Here is a 17,390-nt window from a genome sequence, read left to right as displayed (position 1 = left end):
TCGACGGCGGCCTCAACTGCCGATTAGGAGAGCAGGTTCTCCGGTTCCCGACCCTCACGCAGCGCGTCGATCTGACGGTGAACGAGCTTGGCGATCCGTGGCAGCCGAGCGGAGGTATCCCCACCGTTGTGCGGGGTGATCAGCAGATTCGGGCAATCCCACAATGGGTGGTCCTGCGGCAGCGGCTCGGGGTTGACCACATCGAGTGCGGCGCGAATCGTGCCGGCGTTCAGCGCATCCACCAGCGCGTCGGTGTCCACCACGCCGCCCCGGCCAACATTGACCAACAATGAATCACCGGGCATCGCGGCGATCATGTCGGCGTCGAAGAGATCCTCGGTGGCGTCGTTGAGTGGGAGGGTGATGATGGTGATGTCGGCGTCGGGAAGCAAATCTTTTAGCTCGTCGGTGCCATGCACCGCGACATCCTGACCTGCATCGTTCTGCTCCGTGCGGGTGGAGCTGGCGACACGGACGAGCTCCACTTCAAAGGGTGCGAGCCTCGACTCGAGCGCCTTCGCGACGCCTCCATACCCCACCAACAACACCCTCCGATCCGCCAGCGAGGGCTGGAAATCTGGGAGCCACTGGTGCTTGTCCGCGTTGCGGACGGCGTCGGCAATCCGGCGCTGTGCAGCCAGAGCCAGGCCGACAGCCAATTCCGCAGTCGCAGCCTCATGCACCGTCGTGGCGTTGGCGAACACGACACCGTCCGGGAGGTGACCCCCCACGTCATCGACGCCAATGGCCTGCCACTGCACCAGGCGGGTCGGCACCCCGTCGAGGATGCCGAGGATCTCCGGCGGAGCAAGATACGGCATCACCGTGATGTCGAAAGATGTCCGCGGCGGAGGCGTCTTCGCGTCCCACAGGACAAATTCCACGTCCGACAAGTCCGGCTCAGCCTCAAGCAGGGCCTTCAGTTCGTCTTCGGGCACGGACACCACCAGATTCTCAGTCATGGGCGCCAGTGTACGAACCATGATCGGAGTTATCCGTCAGCGCAGGATACGGTCGCTCAGCCTCGGCATCTCCCGCAATGCCCAGTCCAATCGGGACATCTCCACGACCACACCAAACTGTGGAGAGTTCGAGCGGATCGTCACTTCCTGGAAAAGATCCAGCACCGCGGCCTCGGCCGGTGCAGGCGCTGCCTCGGTGCCTTTTGCCCGGCGCGACTCCCAATAACGGCCCGAGGCCACATGCCACACACCGCTTTTCACTCTCTCGCGCCGATTCATAGCGCTGTACGCGCGAAGCGCCCTCTTGGTGTCGTTGATGTCGTCGCGGACCATAGCCACTGGCCTTGGCAGCGCTGCAGAAATGGCCGAGCTGACGAGCGGATCTGAATCGCTGCCCGACTCACGGTGCCGCCTCTCCAGGGACATCGATCCCTGAGCTAACCGGTCGCCCGAATGTGTCACAGAGCCCATGATCGCGAGCGACCCGTGCATGAGGGATCGTCTCGTGCTGATGAAGGTGGCGGTGGTTGAGGAGACGACCGTGGAGATCCTGTCATCGCAGGAGTCGAGCCTCGTTACGGCGGTGAGGATGCCCGCCGGCGATGCGTCACCGCCGCTTAGCAACCCCTCGACCTGGTCTACGAGATTTTCCAGCGCGGCGAAGTAGTCGTCGGTGGCAGCCCTTAGCTCCGGAGCCGAACTCGTGGAGAACACCAAGGAGGCACACACCGATCCGATGGCAGCGCCGGCGAGGGTCTCGGCGATGCGGATTTCGAGCAGACCCAGGGAGAACACACCAAGCAAGGTGTACATCGCCGCCAGCATCACCGTGATTGCCGCGACCATGAACCCGTAGTTGACCGGCGCCAGATACACCGCAAGGAATACGCAGACCACGATGATGACGACCATCGCTGCAGGATCACTGGAAGCAACGAACACCAGCGCCACGCCAAGGACAACCCCGACCACTGTGCCTGCGACGCGACGCCAGGCCCTGGTGAGGATCGCACCACGGCTGGTAACCCCAGTGAAGATGATGAAAGCGGCCAGCACCGCCCAATACCACCTGTTGGCCGAGATCCACTCGCCGACAACCGCAGCCACGGTGCCCACCAAGGAACAGAGGCCGTCGCTATCGACTCGGCTACCTCCTCCAACGCACTTTCAGGAGGCAAGTACGCCGTCGGTGCGGATTCTGTTGGCGCTGACGAGATCACCATCTCCAACAACCGCAGTTGATTGAGAATGTTCCGGGCGATCAGCACCTCCACGAGGCTTGCTTCGTCAGAGACATCGGTTGTCTCCAGCACGTTGTGTGCGCGGGCGGTGAGCTCTTGGGATTCGGCATCATCCAGCCGCCGCCAGAGCACTCTTTCCAGGTCACTCGTCAGGTGAGCAAGGACCGCATTGGAGCCGGGACCGCCATCCATCGAGGCGAAGTCCCGACAAATCCTGTTAATACCGACCCGACACGCGAAGACGACTTCAGTCAGGTCTTGCGACCCCACACCGATAACAGCTTGAGGGTCGTGCTCCTTGGAGCATGAAGAGATCGCAAGGACCACCTCGTCAAGGTGATCGAGCGGCAGATTCTCCTTGTTCGGGACGCTTTTTTGCGATGCCAGTACCACCGCGCCAGAGGCGGCCGCCCGGAATTCTTTGATCAACAATTGGAGCTCTGCTCGCGGTCGCTGCCGCACTCGAATCGCGCGCATGACGATTGCAGAGCCAACCCCTACCGTCATCGCCACGCAGGTGGACCCAAGTTCATCAGGGGAAATCCTGAGCACTAGGGCGAAGCAGCAAGCGAACACCGCGATCGTGCCGGCACCGGAGGCATGGGAACCAAATTTCCTGAGCCACACCGACATCCCAGCCAACAGGACAAACAGTGTGACTGCAGCGAGTCGGTTATGGCTCAGCATCATCGTCAGGGCCACCGTGACCAGAGCGGCAGGCAGCATGAGGCACGTCGTTACGAAGCGACCGCGCGCCGTGTTGTCTTTCGCCATCATGACCGACATCAACGCCATGAAACTGCTGAGGACCAGCAGCTCCGATGCAACTGGAGTAGTCCGCACGAGCACGAGACAGATGACGGCCGACATCGCGACCGTCGCAGAGGCAGCCACCGCGTTGTGGAGCCGCACCCGCCTGGGATCAAAGGCAGTGACGTAGCGCAGAAGCCGTCCGGACAGCCCGTTATACCCGGGCATCCCCAACGGTCCTTTCCCACTCATCCGCTACCACCCCCAAAAGCTCCTTTTGATGGCCATACTATCCATCGTGGCCAGCGGCGCTGCAGGCCCAAGAAACCCCGCACCACACGGGTGCGGGGTTTCTTGGGCCTCGGCGGATGACAGCACAGCCGAACAAGTTGAGGAGAAAACCAGGTACTAGACCCGGGCGATTCCGGTCTCGTCGTGGCCAATGATCTTCAACTTGCTGTCGTTATCGGGGTCGATATCGACCTCGACACGGTCGCCGTCGCGGACCTCGCCAGCGAGCAGCTTCTTTGCCAGCTCGTCGCCAATTGCCTTCTGCGTCAGACGACGCAACGGGCGGGCGCCGTAGGCCGGGTCGTAACCGCGCTCAGAGAGCCAATCCTTGGCCTCGTCGCTGACGTCGAGGATCAGTCGACGCTGTTCCAGGCGGTCGGCGAGGGCGCGGATCTGGATGTCCACAATGCCTCGCAGCTGCTCTTGGGTCAGCGGATCGAAGATGACCACGTCATCGAGTCGGTTGATGAACTCCGGCTTGAAGGCGACCTTCACCGCATCCATGATCTGCTCATGAGTGCCGCCGGCACCAAGGTTCGAGGTGAGGATCAAGATGGTGTTGCGGAAGTCGACGGTACGGCCCTGGCCGTCGGTAAGCCGACCTTCATCAAGCACCTGCAGCAGGACGTCGAAGACGTCCGGGTGAGCCTTCTCCACCTCGTCGAACAGCACGACGGTGTACGGACGACGGCGCACGGCCTCGGTGAGCTGTCCACCGGCGTCGTAACCGACGTAGCCCGGGGGGGCACCGATCAGACGAGCAACGGAGTGCTTCTCGCCGTACTCCGACATATCGATACGAACCATGGCGCGCTCGTCGTCGAAGAGGAAGTCCGCCAGGGACTTTGCCAGCTCCGTCTTACCGACACCGGTCGGTCCGAGGAACAAGAACGAACCCGTCGGACGATCCGGATCAGCGACACCAGCACGGGTGCGGCGAACTGCATCCGAGACTGCCTCAACTGCAGATTCCTGACCCACGACGCGACCGCCGAGAACCAGCTCCATGTTGAGCAGCTTCTCCGTCTCGCCTTGGACCATCTTGCCGGCAGGGATGCCAGTCCAGGCGGACACGACCTCCGCGACCTCCTGGGTGGTCACCTCCTCCTGCAGCATGGCGTTACCGTCTGCTTCCTTGACGTTCTCCTCCGCTTCCGCGAGCTGCTTTTCCAGCTCAGGGATGCGGCCGTACCGCAGCTCAGCGACGCGACCGTAGTCACCTTCGCGCTCAGCCTTGTCCGACTCAGTGCGCAGTTCGTCGAGTTCCTCACGGACGGCACGAACGTCGTCAATGGAGGAACGCTCGTTCTGCCAGCGAGTTTGGAGCTGAGTGAGGTTTTCACGCTCATCGGCGAGCTCTTCACGGAGCTTCTCCAGGCGCTGCTTGGAGGCCTCGTCGGTTTCCTTCTCCAGTGCCATCTCTTCGATCTCGAGACGACGCACGATGCGCTCGGCGGAATCGATCTCCTCCGGAGAGGAATCAATCTCCATGCGCAGCCGCGATGCTGCCTCGTCGACCAGGTCGATGGCCTTGTCCGGCAGGAACCGGGACGTGATGTACCGGTCCGACAGGGTTGCGGCGGCTACCAGCGCGGAGTCGGTGATGCGCACACCGTGGTGCACCTCGTACCGCTCCTTGAGTCCACGCAAGATACCGACGGTGTCTTCGACACTCGGCTCTGCTGCGTAGACCTGCTGGAAACGGCGCTCCAGCGCGGCATCCTTTTCGATGTACTTGCGGTACTCGTCCAGGGTCGTCGCACCGACCAGGCGCAGCTCACCGCGGGCAAGCATCGGCTTGATCATGTTGCCGGCGTCCATGGAGCCTTCACCGGTTGCTCCGGCACCGACGATGGTGTGGATCTCGTCGATGAAGGTGATGATCTGGCCATCCGACTCCTTGATCTCATCAAGCACAGCCTTCAGCCGCTCCTCAAATTCGCCGCGGTACTTCGCACCAGCGACCATAGAACCGAGGTCGAGCGACATCAGGGTCTTGCCCTTGAGGGACTCCGGGACGTCACCGGCGACGATGCGGCGGGCCAGGCCCTCCACTATCGCGGTCTTACCGACGCCCGGCTCACCAATGAGCACCGGGTTGTTCTTGGTGCGGCGAGACAGCACCTGGACAACACGGCGAATCTCCTGGTCACGGCCAATCACCGGGTCGATCTTGCCCTCACGGGCACGGGCGGTGAGGTCGGTGCCGTACTTCTCCAGGGACTGGTACTGCTCCTCCGGGTTCTCCGAGGTGACCCTGCGGTTACCGCGGACGGAGGTCAGAGCGCCTTTGAGCGCATCTGGGGTGGCGCCTGCGTTCTGCAGTGCCTTGGCTGCATCATGGTCCCCGGTGGCCAGGCCGATGAGAAGGATCTCAGCGGAGACGTACTCGTCACCAAGTTCGCCGGCGAGGTCCTCAGAGGCCGTGATCGCGTTGAGCGCATCCCGGTTGAACTGCGGGTTCGCCATGTTCGAGCCGGAGACGGTGGGGTACGCGGCGACCAACTCCTTGGCCTTCACGAGCATCGACTTCGGCTCGACGCCAGCGGCGGTGAGCAGCGGACCGGCAACGCCGTCTTCCTGCTCGAGAAGAGCCACCAGGAGATGGCCGGGGCGGATATCGGGGTTGCCCGCCGCCGACGCGGCCTTCAGGGCAGCCTGCAAAGCTTCATTCGTTTTAGTGGTGGGGGTGAACGACATGTTCAGGTCCTTTCAGTTGCCCTGTAGTGCGGGCGGTGTGCTCCGACCGGTCCGGCCGGGTTCTCTTTCCTATTTTCGTATTGGCGGAGAGGCACTGACCGCCTCGCCCTATCTTGCGTGGAAGTGACTCAATTTTAAGTCTGACTTCTGGATCCATTCCTTTCAACCAACTCAGGGTTGAGTCTGTTCCACTCAAGCCGGAAAATCGAAGTGATATGGATCACTTTTCACAATCCGGATGGCACCTCCCGCACCGACCTCCATGCGCCACCCCCGGACCACACCCCTTTCCATTGCCCCCTTTTCGCGCCAGCCCCACACCCATTTCACCAAACCAGGCAGTTCTCGGAGCGTTGAGCCGCAACCAGCCCCTGTGCGCACCCCCGCCCCCGTCTTCTACTACGAATCCGCAACCTGTGCCACGATAGAAGAATCACCGGCTGAAACCCACTACACCACGGCGTTCACCTCCGGCCGCCGAGGCGTACTGGGGTCCACGCATGTGGGGCATTCCACCTGTCTGCGCACAGCATCGGCTCAGCCATAACCACCGAGGAGGACTCATGTCAGCTCACCCACAGCCGAGCGCGACGACGGGCACCCCCCTCGATGATGATCTCTTCCGCGGCACTCGACTGATCCTGAACAACCCAGAAGAAGTCATCGCTGGGATGTACCGGAACCTTTTCGAGACCGATCCCCGGTTGCGTTCCATGTTCGAGCACTCGCTCTCTGGTCAGTACGAGCGGTTCTTGTCGGGGATCGTCCATACGCTTCTCGCCCGGGCTCGTGCCGGCTACTTCCCACGAGCGACCATTGATTACTTGGAGAACTTGGCCCGCGACCACCGGAAATTCGGTGTAGAGCCGGCTGACTACGGGTCAATGGTGGCGGCGTTCTCCCAGTCGGTCCACCAGGTTCTCACCACGACCGCCACTGGCCTTCCCCGCGAATGCGATCAGACCGACATCGCTGCGGCGGACGCCATCTCCGGGGCTATGTCGGAGATTGGTGGCATTATGTCCCGGGCCGGGCGCATCGCCGACGCCTCTGGGGACCGCGCCTCCTGGGAGGCACGCGTTCTAGACGTCCAGCGCCGGACCCGCGACATCGCCTCGATTCGCCTGCACTGCCGTATCCCCATCGACTACCGCGCGGGGCAGTATCTTTCGGTCAATAATCCCATGCTGCAAGGAGTCTGGCGGCGCCTCTCACCTGCCGTTCCTCCGAATCCGGAAGGGTTGCTGGAGTTCCACGTTCGCATCGTTGATGGCGGACACGCGTCTCGGTCGCTGGTTTCCACCACCCGTGCTGGTGACACGTGGACCATTGGGTCACCGCAGGGAAGCATGTCCCTGCGGGACAACGATCAGCTTCCCGACGCCTCCCTACCCCACAACATCCTCCTCATCGCCGGGAGCACAGGCCTGGCCCCGTTGCGGGCCATGCTCTTCGAGATCGCCGATCAGCCGAACCCACCGGACATCCACCTGGTGTTCGCCGCTCGTAGCCCCGGCGAACTGTACGACCTGCACACTCTGGTGGAACTGGAACAGAACGTGAACTTCTTGAAGCTCACCACCGTCGTGCAGAGGCGTGATGACGCGATGTTCACCTGGCCCTCCAACCTGTCCAACCACCCGATGGCGCCGATTCCGGCGCTAGGGCGAGTCGACGACTACGTGGTCCGCTCAGGTGTCTGGAAGAACCGCAAGATCCTCATCGCAGGTGGCCCGTACATGGTGGCCAATACCCGCACCGCATTGATCCACGCCGGTTGCAACGAAGAGTGGATCTCTCACGACCCGATGTAGCAGTCGGCCTACTCGCTAGAGCGGATCTCCAGCACTGGGATCTGCTTCCGGATCCGCACCAGGTCGTCCAACGGCACATCCACGGAGAACTGCTGCGGCTCGTATCCTGCCTCGGCCAGGAGCTGACCGTCCGGTCCGATGACCGCGCTGTGTCCGATTCCGGTGGGGCCCTCAGCGTCGCCGGCCTTCTTCGCGCCACCAGGTCGAGCGGCGTCGACCGCGACGAGGAACGTCGTTGAATCTAGTGCTCTAGCAGCGGTGAGGGTGCGCCACTGCGGGAGCTTGCCTGGTCCGTCATTCCACGCGGCCGGCAGCAAGATCACGTCGGCGCCCTTCTCCGCCAATTCGACGAACTGTTCAGGAAAGCGCACGTCAAAGCAGGTGGCCAGGCCCACGCGGATAGAGGGGGCGCCGGTGAGGGGGACGTCGATAAGCGAGAGCTCTGAGCCCGGCGCGACGGTGTCGGATTCGCGGAAGCCGAAGGCGTCGAAAAGCCTGATCTTGTCGTACCGTGCCTCGACTCCACGACCGGTGGCCAGCAACGTGTTGTGGATGCGGTTGATCTTTTTGCCGTCGACCTCGACGGTGTCGGCGGGAGTGAACATGCCCAAGACGACGGTCAACCCGGCGCGATCCGCCGCCTGCCGGATCTGCTCCGCGAAGTCCCCATCCAGCGGTTCTGCGACCGTGTCCAGGCGCCCAGAGCCGAAGGCCTTCATGGAGGCTTCAGGGAAGACCACCAGGTCAGCACTGTCACGACCGGCCCGATCGATAGCCTCGAGGATGGCCTCCAGGTTCTCGGCTTTGTCTTCCAGATTCTCTCTTTGGACGATGGATATGCGCATGTGAACGAGGGTACCGATCTAGCGGTATCCACGATCCGGAAGTTGTCCACAGAACCCCTGCGTAGACCAGTTCGGGGGACCGGTGTATCCCTGTCTCTGGTCAGAATCAACGGCATGAATGAACCACTCCTGCACCTCACACCCGATTCCCTGCGCATCATCAGTGCTGCTCTCGCAGAGTCGACAAACATCGTCACGGTCGGAGCTAGCTTGACCGTGGGCGTTACCGGGCTGCCGGGCTCAGCTACCCACATCGCAGCGGCGGATCTGGCTGCTAGTTGGTCAAACCGGCTCCGGGAGCGGGCTGCGACGGTGCAGCGGTACTCGGATCTCGCAGCATCGCAGGCTTCTTCCCTGCCTGCCGCTGATACCGACATTGGCCTCGCTTTCAGCACCAGCGATGGCCCACGATGAGCGCAGACCTTTCGGTCCCCGTGCTGTTGTCTTGGAACACTGCGGCACCCGGGCATGCCGCTGCCGAGTGGAGCGACGGTGCCAACAGAATGCGGCATGCATCCGAGATTGCTCGGATCTCAGTCACCCGTCTGAGCCACACTGAGTTCTCCGGAACGATCCGTACCGCCGCAGAGTTGACGGCCAGCCGCCTCACTGACTCGTTGGGGTCGGATAGTCACCGATTAAGCATCGTCTCCTCCGGGCTGGAGGACGGGGAAGTTCGCCTGACCTCGGCGGTTTCGGATCTGAGGAGTTGTGTCGACTCGGCAGAGCGGACAGGTTTCAGCGTGCTTCCCGACGGCACCTGCACCCCCTCGACATCTCTCATCCTCGCCTACCGCGCACTGTCGATGGCTTTGCCGACGGGCCTTTCCGGGTTCGGGGCGGTAATGGCTCTGGCAAAAGTCCACACCAGGCGAGTACGGGAGTCCATGGCTCAGGTGATTGCCGCCGATCAGGAGACCGCACAGGCATTGACCAGGGCGCATCCGGGCGGTCTCGGAGAAGGGCCGACTTCCATTGCGGGGTCAGCGTCGGACGTGGCTTGGTCCGCAGGCTCTACCGGAGGCACCGTCGTGGAATCCGGTCCAGAGCACAGCAACGCTGCGGTCATCTCCTATGGAGCAGATCTTCGCGACGCGGAGCACGTGGTCATTCTCGTGCCCGGCACCGGCAGCGACTTGAGCGACCGAGAGTCCGTCATCTCCCAGGCGACGAAGGCCCACGGCGTGCTCACCGGTGCCACGGTCCCCACGACGGTGCTGGTCGCGATGCATGACGCCCCCGGGACCATCGCGGCTGCCGCCGGCAATGGCTACCACCCCACCGCGGCTGAACAGATTCGTACCGTCGCGGCTAGGGCCTCCGAGTCCGCGACCGGGGCGAAGATTTCGGTGGCGGGTTTTAGCCATGGTGCGGTTGTCGCAGCGCAGGCCGCACGGGGTCCGGGTATCCGAGCTGATTCGGTAGTACTGATCGGTTCGCCCGGTGCTGGCCCGGGAGTTCGGTCCGCTTCTGAGATGAGGCTTATCGACGCCTCCGGCAGGCCCCACCCCACCAGCAACACAGACGGACCAGGCCCTCGAAACGGTCGGGGTCATGAACGGGTTCTGGTGGCCAGGGATCCGGCGGATATCGTCACCCACAGTCCTCTACTTGGCATTCACGGCGCAGATCCAGCGGCAGAGGACTTCGGCGCTGAGACGGTCGAGTTGCCTGACTCTGGTCGACGCATCCCAGGCGTAGAAGCGCACGAGAAATATTTCACAGATGAGCGCTCGATGCGGAACATCACGAAAGCCCTCGAATCCGCCGTCTGGAAATGACGGATCGGATTCGAGGGCTTCAGGCTCCGGCTGTCGCCAGATTGCAGTCGATGCCTACTGTGAACGCCTGCGGCGACTGTGGTTCTCCCACATCACCACCGCCGTTGACCTGGGCACATGGACCAGCTCGCCACGGGAGCGGCCCTGCTGGGATTCGGTGCGGCGGATCTGCTGGCGCAAAGCCTCGATCTCGCCACGCAACCGTTCCACCTGGTCGTTGAGTTCCATGATCGACTTGATCCCGGCGAGGTTCACGCCCTCTTCCTGGGACAGTCGCTGCACCTCTCGGAGCACCGCCACATCCCGGGCCGAGTACCGACGTCCGCCACCGGGGGTGCGCTGCGGGATGACGATGCCCAGCCGGTCATAGTTACGCAGGGTCTGCGCGTGCATTCCTGCCAGTTCAGCCGCCACTGAGATCACATAGGTCTCAGCGCTGGAAGAACTCTGTCCGTTGTTGTCGTTTGCCACAACATTCACCTCCTCAGTGTCGGAAAGTCGGTTGGTTCAATAGTCGAATGGCAGGTCAGGCCTGGGCCTGACCTGGTTATTTATTGCCGGGCCAGCCGTCCCTCGGATTGAAACCCGAGGAGCGCTCTGCCTCGACGTAGGTGCGCAAGGCGGAGGCGGCAGCGTCGTCAAGCGAGGTGGGTACCTTCACTGCGACGGTGACCAGCAGATCACCCGGAGTGCCGGAGCGCTTCGGGATACCGCGGCCACGGACCCGCAGGGTCCGGCCGTCGGAGGTTCCAGCCGGAACCTTCACGCGGACCTTGCCGTCGATGGTCGGAACGGTGAGCGTGCCACCGAGCGCCAGTTCGCCGAAGCTCACCGGGACGGTGACCTCCAGGTTGTCGCCGGAGCGGGTGAAGATCTCATCGGGCCGGACATGCACAGTGACGAACAGGTCACCTGCGGGTTTACCCCGCAGACCTGCCTCACCCTGACCTGCCAGGCGAACCTTCTGACCATCCACAACGCCAGCCGGGACGCGGACCGTGATGGTGCGACGGCGAGTGGTGACACCAGTGCCGTCACAATCCGGGCACGGATCCTCGATCCTGGTGCCCTGACCATCGCAGTCCGGGCACGGACGCGACATGGCGAAAGCGCCACGCTGCTCATCGACGAAACCGGTACCCACACACCTCGTACAGGTCACCGGAGCGCCCGAACGGGCACCGGAACCATTACACGTGGTGCACGGAGACGGGTTGGTCAACTGCAGCGGGATGGTGACGCCCTTGGCTGCCTCGCGGAAGTCGAGGGTGATCTCCGTTTCCACGTCAGCGCCACGACGGGGCCGGTTGGAGGCCCCAGAGGCGCCGCCACGGTTCATGAATCCGCCGAGGAAGTCGCCGAATCCACCGGCGCCACCGCCACCTCCGCCGAAGCCGCCGGAGGTCTGTCCCCCATCACCGAACAGGTCGGAGAGATTGAAGTCGAACCCGCCGGCACCTTGGCCGGTGGCTCCACCACCGCGGGGGAAGCCCATTCCGCCGGAGCGAAGTGCTGCACGCAGCTCGTCGTACTCGGCGCGCTTGTCGGCCTCACCGATCACGGAGTACGCCTCAGAGACACGCTTGAAGCGGTCCTCCTTAGCCGTGTCTCCCTGATGCGCGTCCGGGTGATTATCCCGGGCGAGCTTGCGGTACGCCTTCTTGATTTCATCCTGGGTCGCGGACGACGAGACGCCCAGATCCGCGTAATAGTCCTTGTCTGCCCATTCACGCTGGGTCATCGGACATCTCCTCCTTCCAATCGTCCGCGCACCAGGAGGTGCGCTGTGTTTGTGATGTGTTGTCTATCGGCCGGACTCCACCTACGACCGCGAGGGCCGCAGGTGGTGGGGGCCGTTGTGTGCGCTAAGCGCGAAACGCGGAGCGGCTTAGCCCTCACGCGGGGTCGGCGATGGCGACCATCGCCGAGCGGATGACCTTGTCACCGACGCGGTAACCCTTGCGGAGAACCGCACCGACGACCTGCTCAGAGCCGGTAGAGGTGTCCTGTACAGCCTCGTGCAGTTCCGGGTTGAAGGGATCGCCTTCAGCACCGAACTCCACGACCTTCTGCGAGACCAAGGTGGCGCGGAACTTGTCCGCGATTGCCTTGAACGGTCCATCAATCAGGTCACCATGCTGTTCCGCACGATCCAGATCGTCTGCGATTGCGAGCAGATCCGTGGCGAAGGAGGCCTTAGCGGACTCCCGTGCTGCGGTCTTGTCGCGGTCCGCACGACGGCGGTAGTTCGCGAACTCAGCGGTCACGCGCTGCAGATCAGCGGTGCGCTCATCGAGCTCGATCTGGAGAGTAGCGGTCGGATCGAGGGGCTCTTCGTCGACAATCTCGTCGAATCCACCCTCGATGATGTCCGCATCCGCGTCGTCGACGAACTCAGCGTCAACGAGCGGCTCAGCGGGCTCATCGGAGGCATCACCGACAGCGTCAACTACGTCCATCTCGAGATCCTGCTCGGTGGTTCCGTCGTCGTATCCGTTGGTGTTGCGATCCGGCATTACTTGGCGTCCTTCTCATCCTCGTCGACGACCTCTGCGTCCACGACGTCATCCTCAGGTGCGCCGGCAGCGTCGCCTGCGTCAGCCTGGGTAGCGCCCTGGGCAGCCTCAGCCTCGTAGATGGCCTTACCCATCTCCTGGGACTCGGTCGACAGCTTCTCGACGGCGGTCTTGATTGCCTCGATGTCGTCACCCTTCAGCGCCTCGTCAACAGCGGTGGCTGCCTCTTCGACACGGGTCTTGACGTCCTCGGAGACCTTATCCGTGTTGTCCTCGACGAACTTACGGGTCTGGTACGCCATGGACTCAGCAGAGTTGCGGGTCTCCTGCTCCTCACGGCGCTTGCGGTCCTCATCAGCGTGAGCCTCGGCGTCCTTGACCATCTGGTCGATCTCATCCTGGGACAGACCGGAGCCGTCCTGGATGGTGATGGTGCTTTCCTTGCCGGTGCCCTTGTCCTTAGCGGTGACGTGGACGATGCCGTTGGCGTCGATGTCGAAGGTGACCTCGATCTGCGGCACGCCACGCGGAGCCGGAGCGATTCCGCCAAGTTCGAAGGAACCGAGCAGCTTGTTGGCCGTAGCCATCTCGCGCTCACCCTGGAAGACCTGGATCTGCACGGAGGGCTGGTTGTCCTCGGCGGTGGTGAAGGTCTCCGACCGCTTGGTCGGAATGGTGGTGTTGCGCTCGATGAGCTTGGTCATCACGCCGCCCTTGGTCTCGATGCCGAGGGACAGCGGGGTGACGTCGAGAAGCAGCACGTCCTTGACCTCACCGCGGAGCACACCGGCCTGCAGTGCGGCGCCAACGGCGACGACCTCATCCGGGTTCACACCCTTGTTGGCCTCACGACCACCGGTGAGCTCCTTGACGAGCTCGGAGACAGCCGGCATACGGGTGGAGCCACCGACGAGCACAACGTGGTCGACACCGGACACGGAGATTTCAGCGTCAGCGATGACCTGCTTGAACGGCTCGCGAGTGCGGTCCAGGAGATCCTGGGTGATGCGCTGGAACTCAGTGCGGGTCAGGGTCTCGTCGAGGAACAGCGGGTTCTTGTCCGCATCCACGGTGATGTACGGCAGGTTGATGGAGGCCTGCTGGGAGGAAGACAGTTCGATCTTTGCCTTCTCAGCTGCCTCACGCAGACGCTGCAGCGCCATCTTGTCCTTGGTCAGGTCGATGCCCTGTGCGGACTGGAACTTCTCGACCAGCCAGTCGACGATGCGCTGGTCCCAGTCGTCGCCACCGAGGCGGTTGTCACCTGCGGTTGCGAGGACCTCGACAACACCGTCGCCGATCTCCAACAGGGAGACGTCGAAGGTACCGCCACCGAGGTCGAACACCAGGATGGTCTGATCCTTGTCGTTCTTCTCCAGGCCGTATGCCAGTGCAGCTGCGGTCGGCTCGTTGACGATGCGCAGGACGTTGAGGCCGGCGATCTGGCCGGCTTCCTTGGTGGCCTGACGCTCAGCGTCGTTGAAGTAAGCCGGAACGGTGATGACCGCGTCGGTGACGTCATCGCCCAGGTAGGACTCAGCATCGCGCTTCAGCTTCATCAGCGTACGAGCGGAGATTTCCTGTGCGGTGTACTTCTTGTCGTCGATGTCAACGCTCCAGTCGGTGCCCATGTGGCGCTTGACGGAGCGGATGGTGCGGTCGACGTTCGTGACGGCCTGGTTCTTGGCGGACTGACCGACCAGAACCTCGCCGTTCTTAGCGAACGCAACGACCGACGGAGTCGTGCGCGAACCCTCAGAGTTCGCAATAACCTCGGCCTCGCCGCCTTCCAGAACGGAAACAACGGAGTTGGTGGTGCCCAGGTCGATACCGACTGCACGTCCCATTATGTGTACCTCCTACGGTAGGGCCACCACTTCCACGGTGGCCGAAAAAGTTTTTCATTTTCGGGCTGAGCCTCTAGCACTCAAGCCTGCATCGAGACTTTCACTTCGTCAAGTTTACTTGAGTGCATCTTGCTCAACCTTTACATGCTCTATAACTACCCCGAGTCCAAGATTGTTCCCGGTCGACTCAACTTTTCCGGAAAAGTTTTTCAGCCCCACCCCGAATCGCGGTCAAAACTGCCCTGAACTGTGTAAATGCACTCCCGAATTCCTGGAGAATTTTTCACCACGTCCCCGCCACCACCGGTTCGGGGAAGGAACTCCCAAACAAACCCCGCAACTGGCAGACTGTACGACGTGAGTACCGACACCCCTACCCCGAGCCAGCCGGAGAATCCGGACACCATCAGCGAGACTTCCATCCAGGCAGATGCCGCAGCAGCCGACGCGACCACGGCCGCCGGCTCCGCCGATCCTCAGGAGGTGAAGGCGCGTGCCCTGCAGGCCAGCGCTGAGCTGATGCGTTCCGCACGTGCGGAGCAGGCCCGGGCCGCCGCCGGTGCAGCCAAGGCGGGGGCTCGCAGCCCGCGCCGCCAGCCGCTACGCCCGCTGGACCAGTCGGACAAGATGCGCAATGTCCTCTATGACATCCGAGGACCCGTGGCGAAACTCGCCGAGAAGATGGAAGCGGACGGACACCGCATCCTCATGCTCAACACGGGCAACCCGGCGAAGTTCGGCTTCGATGCCCCGGACACGATCGTCCAGGACATGGTCCGTGCGCTCCCGCATGCCCAGGGCTACTCCGAGTCCCGCGGAATCCTTTCGGCCCGCCGTGCCGTGGTGACACGGTACGAGATGGAAGACAACTTCCCTCGCTTTGACGTCGATGACGTATGGCTGGGCAACGGTGTCTCTGAGCTGATCTCGATGACCACTCAGTCCCTGCTCAACGAAGGCGACGAGGTCCTGATCCCTGCTCCGGACTACCCGCTGTGGACCGCTGCCACAACCCTGGCTGGCGGAAACCCGGTGCACTATGTCTGTTCCGAAGAGAACGACTGGGAGCCGGACCTGGAGGACATCCGCTCGAAGGTCACTGACCGCACCAAGGCCATCGTTGTCATCAACCCGAACAACCCCACCGGCGCGGTCTACTCCCGGCAGCTGCTGGAGGGCATCGTCGAGATTGCCCGCGAGCACTCACTGCTGCTGCTGGCGGACGAGATCTACGACCGCATTCTCTACGACGATGCGCAGCACATCCCGCTGGCTTCCCTCGCTCCGGATCTGCTCTGTCTGACCTTCAACGGCCTGTCGAAGACGTACCGCGTCGCCGGTTACCGCGCAGGCTGGATGGTCGCCACGGGCCCGAAGCGTCATGCCGAGGGTTTCATCGAAGGCATCAACCTGCTGGCATCGACCCGCCTGTGCCCGAACGTGCCGGCGCAGCACGGCATCCAGGTGGCGCTGGGCGGTTACCAGTCGATCAATGACTTGATTCTCCCGCCGGGCCGCCTGCTGGAGCAGCGTGACGTGGCGTGGACGAAGCTCAACGAGATCCCCGGTGTCTCTTGCGTTAAGCCGATGGGCGCGCTGTACGCATTCCCGCGGCTGGACCCGGAGGTCCATGAGATCCACTCTGACGAGAAGCTCATGCTCGACATTCTCCGTGATGAGAAGATCTTGATGGTCGGCGGCAGTGGCTTTAACTTCCCCACGCAGGATCACTTCCGCATCGTCACGCTCCCGTGGGCAAGCGAGCTCTCCGAAGCGATTGAACGCCTCGGCAACTTCCTCGCGTCCTACAAGCAGTGACACTCGCTTGACGACGTCCCCATCCACACCCCCGCACCCCACAATCGACCAATTCGTCGAGGTGGTGCGGGGGCGTCTTGCGCTTCAGGCCGATCCCGAGCGCGCTGCTGGCCAGGCGAAATACCTCAAGACTGATGAGCCCATGCTCGGCGTTCGGGTCCCTGAGGTCCGTCGCATCGTGCATATGGCCGCGAAAGAATTCCTCGATCTGTTCTCCCCTGATGACGCAGGCAGCTCAGCTGGCTCAGGCGGAGGCACCGCCGTTGTGGCAGCGACGGTCCGAGAATTATGGGACAACTCCAGTGCCCGAGAGGACCGTCGGGCGGCGATTGCTCTTCTCACCGCACCGGCAGTCAGAGGGTGGATCACGCCTGAATTGATGGGGCTGATCAAGCACATGTGCATCACCGGCGCCTGGTGGGACCTTGTCGACGACCTAGTGAAAGTCCAGCCGATCATCGCCGCCGTCGATCCTGCTGGAGAAGGATCCCGCATGCGTGAGTGGGCAATCGACCCCGATATGTGGACTCGCCGCTACGCAATCCTCAGCCAGTTAGGACTGAAGAAGCGCACTGATACCAAGCTGCTGTCGGATGTCCTATCTGCGAATATCCAGCCCACTGATCCGCCATCGATGGCCGGTGAGTTTTTCATTCGCAAAGCCATCGGATGGGCGCTGAGGGATTATTCGGTGGTGGATGCTGGGTGGGTGGAGGAATACGTCGGGAAGCACGGGGGTTTGTCTGCGCTCTCGCGGCGAGAGGCGCTCCGCCGCATCGACCGGCGGCACTGAGCAGTGCATCTGACTGCGCGCACACGCATCAG

Annotated in this window: 14 protein-coding genes; 6 read left to right on the top strand and 8 right to left on the bottom strand. The window is 62.7% G+C overall.

Annotated features, from left to right (window positions below; all coding sequences use genetic code 11):
* Positions 1-23: 23 nt before the first annotated feature.
* The gene (locus YWU_RS0106005; protein ID WP_027019753.1) at positions 24-962 is read right to left on the bottom strand and encodes a 2-hydroxyacid dehydrogenase; all 939 of its coding nucleotides are present in this window, start codon (positions 960-962) and stop codon (positions 24-26) included.
* A 36-nt stretch (positions 963-998) separates the two neighbouring features.
* Complete coding sequence (locus YWU_RS0106000; protein ID WP_169718885.1) at positions 999-2,069, bottom strand: FUSC family protein; 1,071 nt, start codon at positions 2,067-2,069, stop codon at positions 999-1,001.
* A gap of 609 nt (positions 2,070-2,678) precedes the next feature.
* Here YWU_RS0106000 and YWU_RS0105990 point away from each other — a divergent pair.
* On the top strand, positions 2,679-3,143 hold the full coding sequence (locus tag YWU_RS0105990; RefSeq protein ID WP_027019750.1) for a hypothetical protein: 465 nt from the start codon (positions 2,679-2,681) through the stop codon (positions 3,141-3,143).
* A 218-nt stretch (positions 3,144-3,361) separates the two neighbouring features.
* Here YWU_RS0105990 and clpB read toward each other — a convergent pair whose 3' ends face one another.
* Entirely contained in the window at positions 3,362-5,944 is a 2,583-nt protein-coding gene (gene clpB / locus YWU_RS0105985) for an ATP-dependent chaperone ClpB (RefSeq protein ID WP_027019749.1), read from the bottom strand.
* A 563-nt stretch (positions 5,945-6,507) separates the two neighbouring features.
* On the opposite strand from clpB, the gene YWU_RS0105980 reads away from it, so the two are divergent.
* On the top strand, positions 6,508-7,758 hold the full coding sequence (locus YWU_RS0105980; protein ID WP_027019748.1) for an FAD-binding oxidoreductase: 1,251 nt from the start codon (positions 6,508-6,510) through the stop codon (positions 7,756-7,758).
* An 8-nt stretch (positions 7,759-7,766) separates the two neighbouring features.
* Here the strand turns inward: YWU_RS0105980 and YWU_RS0105975 are convergent, their stop codons facing one another.
* Positions 7,767-8,603 carry a carbon-nitrogen hydrolase family protein gene (locus YWU_RS0105975; protein WP_027019747.1) on the bottom strand — a complete coding sequence of 279 codons (837 nt, stop codon included), beginning with the start codon at positions 8,601-8,603 and terminating at the stop codon, positions 7,767-7,769.
* A 114-nt stretch (positions 8,604-8,717) separates the two neighbouring features.
* Between YWU_RS0105975 and YWU_RS0105970 the strand changes: the two genes are divergently transcribed.
* Positions 8,718-9,017: a hypothetical protein gene (locus YWU_RS0105970; RefSeq protein WP_027019746.1), complete on the top strand. Its 300-nt coding sequence runs from the start codon at positions 8,718-8,720 to the stop codon at positions 9,015-9,017.
* Entirely contained in the window at positions 9,014-10,384 is a 1,371-nt protein-coding gene (locus tag YWU_RS0105965) for an alpha/beta hydrolase (RefSeq protein ID WP_084141868.1), read from the top strand. Before YWU_RS0105970 ends, YWU_RS0105965 begins: the two co-directional genes overlap by 4 nt.
* A 54-nt stretch (positions 10,385-10,438) precedes the next feature.
* Here YWU_RS0105965 and YWU_RS0105960 read toward each other — a convergent pair whose 3' ends face one another.
* The 4 genes from YWU_RS0105960 to dnaK form a co-directional block, all read right to left on the bottom strand.
* A complete protein-coding gene (locus YWU_RS0105960) occupies positions 10,439-10,777 on the bottom strand; it encodes a heat shock protein transcriptional repressor HspR (RefSeq protein WP_084141888.1) in 339 nt (112 codons plus the stop codon).
* Positions 10,778-10,931: 154 nt separating this feature from the next.
* Complete coding sequence (gene dnaJ, locus YWU_RS0105955) at positions 10,932-12,125, bottom strand: molecular chaperone DnaJ (protein ID WP_027019743.1); 1,194 nt, start codon at positions 12,123-12,125, stop codon at positions 10,932-10,934.
* Between the two features lie 154 nt (positions 12,126-12,279).
* Complete coding sequence (gene grpE / locus YWU_RS0105950; protein WP_027019742.1) at positions 12,280-12,900, bottom strand: nucleotide exchange factor GrpE; 621 nt, start codon at positions 12,898-12,900, stop codon at positions 12,280-12,282.
* A complete protein-coding gene (gene dnaK / locus YWU_RS0105945; RefSeq protein ID WP_027019741.1) occupies positions 12,900-14,747 on the bottom strand; it encodes a molecular chaperone DnaK in 1,848 nt (615 codons plus the stop codon). The genes grpE and dnaK overlap by 1 nt, the downstream gene beginning before the upstream one ends.
* A gap of 519 nt (positions 14,748-15,266) precedes the next feature.
* On the opposite strand from dnaK, the gene YWU_RS0105940 reads away from it, so the two are divergent.
* Together YWU_RS0105940 and YWU_RS0105935 are read left to right on the top strand one after the other, a co-directional pair.
* Entirely contained in the window at positions 15,267-16,565 is a 1,299-nt protein-coding gene (locus YWU_RS0105940; RefSeq protein WP_034647289.1) for a pyridoxal phosphate-dependent aminotransferase, read from the top strand.
* Positions 16,566-16,629: 64 nt separating this feature from the next.
* Positions 16,630-17,358, top strand: coding sequence for a DNA alkylation repair protein (locus YWU_RS0105935; RefSeq protein ID WP_051260097.1), 729 nt, complete (start codon positions 16,630-16,632; stop codon positions 17,356-17,358).
* The last annotated feature ends 32 nt before the right edge of the window (positions 17,359-17,390 follow it).

Source organism: Corynebacterium sputi DSM 45148, from assembly GCF_000427865.1.
Lineage (GTDB): Bacteria > Actinomycetota > Actinomycetes > Mycobacteriales > Mycobacteriaceae > Corynebacterium > Corynebacterium sputi.
This window is presented reverse-complemented; position numbering and strand designations above follow the sequence as displayed.